The sequence below is a fragment of the Hominisplanchenecus sp. genome, assembly GCF_046967715.1.
GTDB classification, from domain to species: Bacteria; Bacillota; Clostridia; order Lachnospirales; family Lachnospiraceae; genus Hominisplanchenecus; species Hominisplanchenecus faecis.
Genome location: NZ_JBKVNQ010000009.1, coordinates 19,744 through 31,542, shown reverse-complemented (window position 1 = coordinate 31,542; position 11,799 = coordinate 19,744). Strand labels below are relative to the sequence as shown.

The window sequence follows — 11,799 nt, the reverse complement described above, 5'->3', positions numbered from 1 at the left end:
ATGCAGGGAGCAGAAAATACAGAAAAACAGAAACTTTCCGCTCCACTTAGAGCACGTATGTGGAAGTACCGTATGATCAGTGTGATCGTTTGTGCACTTGCCGTCTGGATCGCATCAAAAGGCAACTGGAATAAGATTCCGCTCAGTGTGGCAACGGTTGTACTGATCATCGGTGTTGCGATCTGGATGCTGGCATCGCCGGATGATTACAATGGTTCAACAGATATTTGCAGTATGATCGCCATGGATTGTCCGAGAAAGATCGAAGAATTTTATGAGGCCTACAAAGATGTCCGCACGCCGCTTGGCTCTGCTTATCTTGTTCAGTTTTACACGATGAGACAGCCGGCTCTGATGTTCGGGCCGGACAAAAACGGCGATTATCTCTATTTCTGGCTTTCAAAAGACGGGAATATCGGTTATCTTGGCTATTCGTTCATGACCAGCATGATAAAAGGAAAATATAACGATCCGGTATTTCCGGCAGAAGAGGATTTTGGCGATAATACAGCAAAATATGTCTGCTATCAGTCGGATGTGCTTCTGATGCAGAAGCAACTGAGGGAGAGCCTGGAGCATTTTGTGAAAACAAAACAGGTTTTGGAAATTCCGCAGTCCCGCCCATCGGAAGTCTATACTTTTACGGAGGATTTTAAACTGACCGGTCAGCATTTTGATCTCTGTGACAACGAAGGAAACCGTGTTTTCGAAATCGAAGGAACGGCTCCGCTGCGTACACTTTCTGTTTATGACGATCAGCATAACGAGATCTTTAAAATGACCAAGAAGATCGTAAGTGTACTGCCGACCTACCAGTTTTATTACCGGGGGGAGCTTTACGGCACGCTGGAGAAGAAATTTGTGCTGGTCAAAGATAAATTTGAGATGAAGGTCAAAGAAGGAAAACTGGAACTGACCGAATATGCCGGTTCGATCGGCCATAATTTCTGCGTGACCTTAAATGGCAAAACGCTGGGGACGATCCTGGACAACCTGGATCTGAAAATGGAAAATATCGTTTTTGACAATGCAGTGATCATTGCATATGAAGAAAAATATCTTCCGCTGCTTGCGGCAATGGCGGTGATGGTGGCACGCGAACTTGCACGGGATCGCAGTTAGGAGGTGTGAATGAAAGAAAAAGCAAAGATAAGAAAAGCGGTGTATATCGCAGTGATGTGGTGTATTCTGGCAAGTGTTCTTTTGGGATGCAGAAAATCTAATGTCGAGTCCTATGCATCTGCAGAGGAAGCAAAGCAGGCAATGAGTCAGTGCCGGACATTTCTGGTAGAAGGAGATCTGGATGAGGTCAACCAGGAGGGGAATATCCTTGCGGACGGGAAAATAGCCGGGCGGTTAAAAGAAACAGGTATTCTCAATACGAAATGGACGGTATCGGTCGATGGAAAAACCTGGTTCTGGATGAAATTTGTGACTGATGAGCCGATCAATAACATCGATGGCGTGATTGCCGGGACAACCTATGGTTATTATGATGAAAACAATCAGTGCCTTGGCTATGCACAGAAGCGGTTGTTCGAGAACGAAAATCTGGAACGTGAATATTATCTCGTATTTATGGATGCAGACGGAAATCCCAAAGATTATCTGGCAGAAGAACGCGGAGAGGAACTTTACGATTACGAGGGCAATCAGATCGGCAGCGGAAAAGCAGATCTCAAGGGTTATATTGGGGAGAAATGCTATTTCGAAATTGATACCGAAACGGGTGTATCTGTGGATGCAGTGGATAAAATGGCAATGTATCTCCAACTGTTTAGTAAATTTAATGAAACGGCAGGAGATTAAATGGTGGTAAAAAACAATTCTTACGGTGTAAAAAACCATGGAGATGCGATTGATGCTTGAATTTATGCAGGTTTGCTATTATAATCATCAGTGATTTAGAGAAGTAAACTTTATCACACACCCGCTTATACTATTTTATACATTTAAGGAGGAATCTACTATGATTACCTGGAACAACCTGGATACACTGGAAGCATTTAAAAATCTTTCAAAGGCAGAGCGTGTAAATATCACAGAGGCAATGTCTGGAGAAAACGGTGCAGAACGTGTGAAAACATACAGCACACCGATGGCAGAAGGCCTTGCGTATAATTATGCTGCAAAGCAGGTAGATGACAAACTGCTGGAAGATCTGCAGAAACTGGCAGATGAAGCACAGCTGACTGAAAAATTCGAAGCACTTTACAATGGTGAAGTTATTAACACCGGAGAGAAGAGAATGGTTCTTCATCACCTGACACGCGGTCAGCTCGGTGAGGCTGTAAACGCTGACGGCACAGACAAACGTGCTTTCTATAAAGAACAGCAGCAGAAGATCGCAGATTTTGCAAACAAAGTACATGCCGGAGAGATCACAAATGCAGCAGGTGAGAAATTTACAACCGTTGTTCAGATCGGTATCGGCGGCAGTGACCTCGGACCTCGTGCAATGTATCTGGCACTGGAAAACTGGGCAAAGAAAAACGATACCTTCAAGATGGAAGCAAAATTCATCAGCAATGTAGACCCGGATGATGCAGCAGCAGTTCTGTATGGTATCGACGTAGCACATTCTATCTTTATCCTGGTTTCCAAATCCGGTACAACACTGGAGACACTGACCAACGAGTCCTTCGTAAAAGATGCCCTGAAAAATGCAGGACTGGATGCTTCCAAACATATGATCGCAGTAACCAGCGAGACATCTCCACTGGCAAAGAGCGACGACTATCTGGCAGCATTCTTTATGGATGATTACATCGGCGGACGTTATTCATCCACATCCGCAGTAGGCGGAGCCGTATTATCCCTGGCATTCGGACCGGAAGTATTTGAAAGATTTTTAAACGGTGCAGCAGAAGAGGACAGACTCGGAACAGAAAAAGATATCAGAAAGAATCCGGCAATGTTGGATGCACTGATCGGCGTTTATGAGCGTAACGTACTGGGCTATCCAAGCACAGCAGTACTGCCATACTCACAGGCACTGAGCCGCTTCCCGGCACATCTGCAGCAGCTTGACATGGAGTCCAACGGTAAATGCGTAAACCGTTTCGGTGAGAGACTTGACTATGTAACCGGACCGGTTATCTTTGGTGAACCGGGAACAAACGGACAGCATTCCTTCTACCAGCTGCTCCATCAGGGAACAGACATCATCCCACTGCAGTTCGTAGGCTTCAAGAATAACCAGATGAACACAGACGTAGTGATCCAGGGCAGCACAAGCCAGCAGAAACTGTGTGCAAACGTGGCAGCTCAGATCGTAGCATTTGCATGCGGAAAAGAAGACGAAAACCGCAACAAAAACTTCGAAGGCGGCCGTCCGTCCAGCATCATCATCGGCGAACAGCTGAACCCGGAAACACTGGGAGCACTGCTTTCACACTTCGAAAACAAAGTCATGTTCCAGGGCTTCGTATGGAACGTAAACAGCTTCGACCAGGAAGGAGTACAGCTCGGTAAAGTACTGGCAAAACGCGTATTGGCCCACGAGACAGACGGAGCACTGAAAGTACTCAGTGATCTGATGAATATTTAGTCTCAGAGAAGAAGATTTTGCCATGCGATGCAGGAGATGCATCTCGCAGCAAGAATGCCAGAGGCATGCTTGAACATGGCGAATTTGACAGTATAATATAAAGGCATGATATAAAAAAGAAATCCCGTTGTACAGGAGATGTGCGGCGGGATTTTTTTGATTTACAGGGATGTGCACTGCGGTGTATAAGGCAGATAGCGTCAGCGACCGCCGCAGGTGCGAGAATGTGCCTTGATGCATGCTTTGTTCTGTTGCGACAGATTTTTCAGGATTCTATAATTAGTTTAGGAATATTACAATCGTGATCCGGAACAGATATCTGTCTGCCAGAAGATTTTGATAAAAACAGGGTGGGTTTAATAGATCTGAGGGCATTGGTGAAAGAGGACTCCGGAGCGAAAAAGGTGAACTTCAGAAGAGTAACGGTTAAGGAATAGCAAAAATGTAGCATTATCTTGAGAAACTTATGTAAATTGATTGTAATAAAAATTAAATTCGGCGTGCAATTAAATTGTTGATAGATAAGACTGATAAAGTTGCGAAAAGACGTAGGAAAGATATTAGGAAAAGAAAGAAGATTCCGGAAATGTAATGTTTCTGGAATCTTTTTTTGTGGGAACAATATGCTAATACTAAATTTCGTAGAGTATCCTACTCTGCGATTTCATAATTATCGATTTTTATATCAAACTTCTACTTAATTTTACAAAACGTCACTTAAAATGTCAATATATGCGGCAACAAATTTGAACAATTTTGCTGATAAATACAAAAATTCTTTGAAAAACTTTGTTTGAATATGAGATTTGAAAAAATGTGTCGTGATTGAAACAAAAAATCCTGCTTTAGAAGTATTGTTTTTTATGTTATATGGATATTTGCCGTCAAAATATCCGTCATAGAAAGGAGTTATGGGTTATGTCAAGAAAAGGAGAAAATATTTATAAGCGTAAAGATGGCAGGTGGGAAGGAAGATATATTAAAGGATACGACTCAAACAACAAAGCAATTTATGGATATGTCTATGCAAAATCATATCGAGAAGTAAAAAATAAAATGATTTCTTTTAAAAGAGATATACAAAATGGGCATTTTCAGACAGCACAATTGAAAGAAGAAATCGTTTTGTTACAAGATATAACAAATGAGTGGTTAACCGATATTAGATGTCAAATAAAAGATTCTACTTATATCAAATATAGAAATATGATCCAGTCCTACATAATTCCTGAAATTGGAAATTATCCGATCAATAATTTAACCATAGAGTGTCTGAATTCATTTTTTTCAGAGTTACTTCAAAATGGTGGGCAAAATCATCAGGGATTATCTGCAAAAACAGTTGCCGATGTCCTGTCGCTGGTCAGAAATATGTTTCGCTATGCAAAGGCAAAAGGAGTGGATGTACCGTGTGATGCAAGAGAGATTATAATCAAACAAAATGCCAGAGAATTTCGCATTTTCAGCATTCATGAACAGGAGAAATTATGTCAATATTTATGTACCCATCTTTCCCTTAAAAATATAGGAATTCTATTGTGTCTTTATACAGGATTGAGAATCGGAGAAATCTGTGCATTGCAATGGAAAGATATTTCTTTTATCGAAAATACCATTTATGTACATCAGACCATGCAGCGACTGCAGGTCGAAAATGCAACAAAACAACGTACAAAATTAATGCTCACAACACCCAAAAGCCCTTGTTCCATTCGAGTAATTCCGATTCCAGAAGATATTGTTAATCTTTTGAAAAATACCATTCACGAAAAACAAGGATATATGCTTACTTGTCAGGAAGATTACTGTATCGAACCAAGAACGCTACAGAATCATTTTAAACGTATATTGAAAGAAACTGGAATTAAAGAAACAAATTTTCATACACTTAGACATACATTTGCGACACGATGTGTTGAAGCCAGATTTGATATAAAAAGTTTGAGTGAAATTCTCGGACATTCCAGTGTAAACATTACAATGAATCGTTATGTACATCCGACAATGGAACTAAAACGACAGAATATGCAGCGTTTAACCTGTTCTTTCGCCGTCAGCTCAAGCCGTCAGAATGCCCAGGATTACTAGAAAAACTGAATATTTTCTATACTTTCGCAGAGTAGGATACTCTGCGAAAAAATAATCAGGAATATGATGCTGTGCAGATTATAATCAGGATTAAATTAAAATTTATTTTAACACTTAAATGTTCTGAAAATATGAAATAAATAGGTTGAAAAAATAAAGAAGTATAATTTTTTCATAATTTTCTGCAAATAAGGGAGGAGATAACAACGGAAAAATTCAATATTACCTATGGCATGCTGACAAGTTCCGGGGAGCGAAAAGCCAACGAAGATTTTCTGGACATTCTTATCAGCTCGGATCGTCAGGATTTTATCTTGTGTGACGGTCTGGGCGGACATGGAAATGGGGATGTGGCATCCAGATTTGTGACGGAAACCATAAAAGAAGCCCTGGAAAAGGAAATGAGTGTCGAAGAGAGCATTATGGAAGCACAGGAAAAGCTCCTGGAGAAGCAGAAGGAAGAGCATGCGGAAAATTCCATGAAGACGACCGTGACCTGCCTTGAGCTGTCAGGAAATAAAGCAAGATTTGCACACGTCGGAGATTCCAGGATCTACCATTTTGAAAAAGCAAAGTACGTGCAGAGAAGTCAGGATCACAGTGTTCCGCAGATGCTGGTAAATCGAGGGGATATCAAAGAGAAAGACATCAGGCACCACGAAGACCGAAGCCGTCTGCTACGTGTGATGGGAACGGAATGGGACAGTCCTAAATATCAGGTGGTCGATGATATAAAACTGACAAACCGCAGCAGCTTTTTATTATGCAGCGACGGATTCTGGGAGCTGATTGATGAAAAACAGATGTGCAAACTTTTGAAAAAGGCAGCGGATCCGCAGGACTGGCTTGGAAAAATGGAAGAGATTGTGCTGAAAAACGGAACAGGCACAAACATGGATAATTATTCGGCGATTGCAGTGTTTGTAAGATAAAACGATCGCCTGAAAGGAAAGAAAAAATGATAAGACGATGTAGCAAAGGGCACTGGTACGACACAAGTACCAACAAGGTATGTCCGCACTGTAAGCTGGAAAGTGAAAAGCTTGGAATCGGTATTCAGGATGTGGAAGAAGATGACCGCACGATATCGATTGCGGATGTCGGTTTATCGCTGGGAGATGAGCTGGGAGCCATTATCGGCAATTCAGTGGGAAATCCGATCACCGGAACAGCGATACCGGGCAGCATGGCGAGCGGAGAGGACGATGATAAGACAATTTCCTTTGGGTTTTTCGGAGATACCAGACAGCAGCCGGTGACAGGATGGCTTGTCTGCATGACAGGAAATGAGCGTGGAAAAGATTATCGTCTGCATGCGGGCAAAAATTTTGTCGGCAGAAGTCCGTCGATGGATGTGGTGATGGTGGATGACAAAAAGATTTCGCGGGAAAAGCATTGTTCCGTGATCTACGATCCGAAAAGCGATTCTTTTTATGTGGCAGCAGAATCAGGAAATCTGGTTTATCTGAACGATGAGCTTCTGGAATCTACTGAGGAACTGGAACAGGAAGACAAGATCACGATCGGAGATACGAGTTTTATATTTATACCATTCAGCAGGGGGAAGAGAAAATGGGAAAACGAATAACAGGAATTCTTGCAGCATTTATGCTGGCGGTGCTGGCAGGCTCCGGTATGGTACAGGCAGCTGCTATAGGGACACCGTATGTGGCAGAACAGGCCATCGGTAAAGCACCAAACATGAAAGCCTATGTAACCGGTTCAAAGATGAAAAAAGATGCAGCGGTAACCGGCAAGATCGGTGATATCGAACTTACGCAGAATGGCGATATCACTACCTTTCAAAAAAGCGGCGAAAAGATGAATTATATCATTTTGATGGATAATTCTGGTTCTGTAAATGAAACACAGTTTGCAGAAGCAAAAGAACAGCTGAAAAATCTGAGAAAATCGCTGAAAAAAGGCGATGAGATGACACTTTGCACCGTTGGAACGGACAATGCCGGCGGCGAAAAAACACAGGTTTTTGCCAGAAAGGTACAAGGCAAAGACAAAGAGAAAAAAGAACAGAAAAGCGACTGCAAAAAAATAGAAAAAATTCCGTATCTGAAATCGGCGAATATCAAAACCGTTTTGTACCGTTCGATCAATCAGATCCTCAAAGAACAGGCATCACCGGAAAAAGAACCGTTCTTCTGCTGATCACAGATGGTGAGGACGATTTTCAGGGAAAAGATATCGATAACGTTTCCACAGCAAAGACCGTAAAAGAAGCATCCATTCCGGTATATGGAATCATGCTCAACCGGAAACCGCCAAAATCCGGAAGCTCCGCAGGATCCGATGAGAAGATTTCCTATACAAGAAATCAGATCCTGGAAGAGAAAAACAGCCGCGGTTACTATTATGACTGCAGCGTGGAGGCCACACCGGAAAGCGTAGATGCCGCATTTAACACACTGACTACGTTATGGCAGAAAGAAACTTATGTAGTCAATCTGACCGCTTCCACCAATCAGACAGCAGGCCGTGGAAAACTGGCACTGACGGTGAATAATTCCGCTGTTGGAAAAATTTATGTGGATTATTCTGCGTATGACAAAGACAGTGACGCTCCGGCACTCGTTGGTGATGTCGAAGAAGTGAGCAGCAATTCCATCAAATTTTCCATCCAGGATCAGAACGGTGTCAACAACATGGATGCCAATGAGGCAGCCAACTATATGATCCAGACTGTTTCTGACAACGGAGAGGGCAAAGTATGGTCGATCGAATCCATCAATACCGCAGTATCCGGCAATCAGATCACAGTCACACTGACAACCGGCGAGGAACTTTACAATGACAGCTATACGCTGCATCTGACAAACATCCGTGATAAATCACAGGATCAGAATGAGATGGATGTCACCGCAGAGTTTAAGATCACGACCGGTCTGGATGCAAAAAAAGTGGAATTTCAGAACACGATCAAATCTTACTGGTGGATCGGACTGATCGTTCTGGTGCTGATCATCGGTGTGATCATCGTGATTGTGATCCGCAGAAAGAAAACAGAAGTTGTCGGCGTTGTTCCGGATGACCTGGAAAAAGCAGATACCAAAAAGATCCGCCTGACGATCACCGACCGTGCCGGAATGATCAAAGACGTAGAATGGAATGTAGAAGGAAGCCTGTTTGTAGGACGTTCCGATATCTGCAACATTTTCTTTGACGATGACCGTTTATCCAAACAGCACTTTGTTATAGAAGTCAACAAAATGGGCTGCTACATCGTCGATCTTGAATCAACAAACGGAACCTTTGTAAATGGCGTCAAGATCACGAACCGGAGAATGCTTCTGGATGGCGATGTGATCACGGCAGGAAGAGAAAAGTTTGTATTCCATCTTCCAAAACAGCAGCTGGAAACACAGGATGTTGTTTCGGAAGAAGGCAAATAGAAGAGGGGGTGGAAACAGACGATGTTTGGAATAAAAAGAAAAAAAGCAGTGCAGCCGGAGCCGATACCGCAGCCGGTGCAGAGCAGACCGGTGATCCGCACGGTTCCGCAGATGACCACACTGGCACGAAGTTCCGTCGGAAACCGAAATTATCAGCAGGATGCACTGTATGTCAGTGAAAGCAAAGTCCTGTCTGCAAATAAAAAAATCCGACTTCTGGCAGTTGTATGTGACGGAATGGGAGGAATGGCAGACGGAGGCAAAGCGAGCCGCACTGCAATCCAGATGATGGTGCAGGGATTTAAAAATATCGAAAAAGCACCACAGGTCAATATACCGGCATTTTTTCAGCAGGGAATCTATGCGATCGATCAGGTAGTCAGTGCTTTCCCGAAGGAAAACGGAAGAGGATCCGGAACAACGATGGTGGCATGTATTGTAGAAGACAATAAATTATACTGGGCATCCGTGGGCGACAGTCGTATCTATATCATCCGCAATCATCAGATGCAGCAGGTGACGCGTGACCACAACTACTGGCTCAGACTGCAGGAAAAAGTGGCAGCCGGTCAGATGACAATGGAAGAAGCGATGGCACAGCGTCACAAAGAAGCACTGATCAGTTATCTCGGCATGGGAAATGTCTCTTTGATGGACATCAATACAGAGCCGTTTACCATGCAGTACGGCGATATGATCATGCTTTGCAGTGATGGCATAACCAAGACACTTCCGGATGCTCAGATAAAAAAGATCATTTTGGCAGACGAAGTCAGACCGGCTCAGAAGGCAGAAGCTCTGGTAGAGGCAGCAACACATGCAAATTCACATTCACAGGATAACACTTCCGTGGTGTTGCTCCACTACGAAGAAGTTGATATAAAAAAACATCATTAAAATAAAAAGAAAAAACAAATGGGAGCACAGAATGTGCAGGAAAGGAGAACATTATGAATTTATGCAGATGTGAGAACGGACATTTTTACGATAAGGAGAAATACCCAACCTGTCCACATTGTAAGGGAGGAAGTGCAAGTGACGAAAAACGAACAGTGTCCTGGTGGGATAAAAATGGAAGTGATGGAGCTACGGTACCTGTAGATAATATACCTGATAAACCGTCGATTTCTGTACAACAGAAGGAAAATCCGTTTGAAAAAGAAGGGGTCGGATCCCAACCGGCAGTTCAGCAAATTCCATTCAACACTCCGCCGGCTGTAAGAGGATTTTCAGCCAACGATATAACAATAGGAGTCGATAACGGAGATACGCCAACCGTACCTTGGGATCCGAATCAGAGCGGAGACGACGATGATGATCATACCGTAGGATTTTTTGATGATGTCTTTACAGATACAACAAAAGAAGCAACAAAGGGACCGGTAATACCGGGAATGCCGGCACAGGCATCTGTACAGCATGTCAACAAAGTATCCACACCTTGCGTGGGATGGCTGGTTGCACTTGGCGGTGAGCACATCGGAACAGATTTCCGCCTGAAAGTCGGAAAGAACTTTATCGGACGCAGCCCGAAGATGGACATTGCCCTGACAGAAGACAAGAGCGTCTCCAGAGAACGCCACGCCATCGTTGTATATGATCCGAAGTCAAATATGTATCTGATCCAGCCGGGAGAATCCAGCAGCCTTGCATACCACAACAACAACCTGCTCCTGACACCGGAAAAATTGGAAGCATATGACATGATCACAGTAGGTGATGTCAACCTTCTGTTTATGCCGCTGTGCGGTGCAAAATTCAGCTGGGGAAGCGTGCTGGATGAACTGAAAAAGAAACATGAATAACAGATAAGAGGAAAGAAAATGGAGCGTTTCGCAAAAAAATTCCGGGTAATGGGCAGCATCTGCATTTTGCTGGAGCTGGTCACGCTGTTTCTGCCGTTTATGAAACGGGTGCAGGAAAATTATCCGGAGGATATATGGAGCCGACTGGATTACATTCAGGGGGCGATCGGTATATTTATCGGAAATGTAAGAGCGGATCTTCCACAGACCTTTACGACGACGCAGGCGGCATGGATTCTCGGACTGATGGCACTGCCGCTTGTCATTGCCGTCGCAGCGTGCGTATGGGGGATCGTTGGAGATCACAAACAGAGAGTGAGCAGCATTCTTATTTTTCTTGTTTTTCTGCTGGATATCATAATGTTTGCAACAAAAGGAAATTTTCTGCTGCAGGGCGAAGAAGGTCAGTCGTACCTTATGGGAAATGGAAGTATGTATGCACTGATCATTTCAGGAGTCAGTTCCGTATTCTCCGTGCTGGCATGGATCGCAACGCCGAAGATTGTCAAAGAAACATCGGATGAGATACCGCAGGTAGCAGAGATCAAACAGCAGCAGGTAGAGGCAAAATACAACGTAATGCTGGAAGAACAGCCGGAAAAACCGCAGGCAAAACAGCAGATGCCGCCGCATGGTGTGCTGGTCGGTATACAGGGACTTTATGCCGGAGCCGAGATCGCCATGAAGGACGGAGAAGAGATCCGACTTGGAAGAGCAGAAGGAAATCACCTGATCTTTACCGGACAGAGAAGTGTCAGCCGTAACCACTGCAAGATCCGCTGGAACGAAGCAAAACAGAGCTATCTGTTTCTGGACTATTCCAGCAGCGGAACTTACCTGAATGGTTCGCAGGACTGTCTTCCGCAGAATCTGGAGATCGAAGTGCCGTGCGGCAGTCAGATCGCACTGGGAAACAGAGAAAATATTTTTTTATTGAAATAAGGGAGCAAAA

At 43.6% G+C, this 11,799-nt stretch carries 11 protein-coding genes; all 11 read left to right on the top strand.

The window, feature by feature from the left end; translation table 11 throughout:
• Positions 1 to 1,122, top strand: a complete 1,122-nt coding sequence (locus ACLTL4_RS02340; protein WP_412291251.1) for a hypothetical protein — start codon at positions 1 to 3, stop codon at positions 1,120 to 1,122.
• A gap of 9 nt (positions 1,123 to 1,131) precedes the next feature.
• Positions 1,132 to 1,809 (top strand): hypothetical protein, encoded by a 678-nt coding sequence (locus tag ACLTL4_RS02335; protein ID WP_412291250.1) that lies wholly within the window; start codon positions 1,132 to 1,134, stop codon positions 1,807 to 1,809.
• Positions 1,810 to 1,969: 160 nt separating this feature from the next.
• On the top strand, positions 1,970 to 3,550 hold the full coding sequence (locus ACLTL4_RS02330) for a glucose-6-phosphate isomerase (RefSeq protein WP_412291249.1): 1,581 nt from the start codon (positions 1,970 to 1,972) through the stop codon (positions 3,548 to 3,550).
• 918 nt (positions 3,551 to 4,468) lie between these two features.
• Positions 4,469 to 5,638, top strand: coding sequence for a tyrosine-type recombinase/integrase (locus ACLTL4_RS02325; RefSeq protein WP_412291248.1), 1,170 nt, complete (start codon positions 4,469 to 4,471; stop codon positions 5,636 to 5,638).
• 233 nt (positions 5,639 to 5,871) lie between these two features.
• On the top strand, positions 5,872 to 6,570 hold the full coding sequence (locus tag ACLTL4_RS02320; RefSeq protein ID WP_173897817.1) for a PP2C family protein-serine/threonine phosphatase: 699 nt from the start codon (positions 5,872 to 5,874) through the stop codon (positions 6,568 to 6,570).
• Positions 6,571 to 6,596: 26 nt separating this feature from the next.
• Positions 6,597 to 7,226 carry an FHA domain-containing protein gene (locus ACLTL4_RS02315; RefSeq protein ID WP_412291247.1) on the top strand — a complete coding sequence of 210 codons (630 nt, stop codon included), beginning with the start codon at positions 6,597 to 6,599 and terminating at the stop codon, positions 7,224 to 7,226.
• Positions 7,211 to 7,801, top strand: coding sequence for a hypothetical protein (locus ACLTL4_RS02310; RefSeq protein WP_412291246.1), 591 nt, complete (start codon positions 7,211 to 7,213; stop codon positions 7,799 to 7,801). Before ACLTL4_RS02315 ends, ACLTL4_RS02310 begins: the two co-directional genes overlap by 16 nt.
• Before the next feature lie 95 nt (positions 7,802 to 7,896).
• Positions 7,897 to 9,042, top strand: coding sequence for an FHA domain-containing protein (locus ACLTL4_RS02305; protein WP_412291245.1), 1,146 nt, complete (start codon positions 7,897 to 7,899; stop codon positions 9,040 to 9,042).
• A 21-nt stretch (positions 9,043 to 9,063) separates the two neighbouring features.
• Complete coding sequence (locus ACLTL4_RS02300) at positions 9,064 to 9,939, top strand: PP2C family protein-serine/threonine phosphatase (RefSeq protein ID WP_412291244.1); 876 nt, start codon at positions 9,064 to 9,066, stop codon at positions 9,937 to 9,939.
• 53 nt (positions 9,940 to 9,992) lie between these two features.
• The gene (locus ACLTL4_RS02295; protein ID WP_412291243.1) at positions 9,993 to 10,847 is read left to right on the top strand and encodes an FHA domain-containing protein; all 855 of its coding nucleotides are present in this window, start codon (positions 9,993 to 9,995) and stop codon (positions 10,845 to 10,847) included.
• Positions 10,848 to 10,865: 18 nt separating this feature from the next.
• On the top strand, positions 10,866 to 11,789 hold the full coding sequence (locus ACLTL4_RS02290) for an FHA domain-containing protein (protein ID WP_147632345.1): 924 nt from the start codon (positions 10,866 to 10,868) through the stop codon (positions 11,787 to 11,789).
• Positions 11,790 to 11,799: the final 10 nt, after the last annotated feature.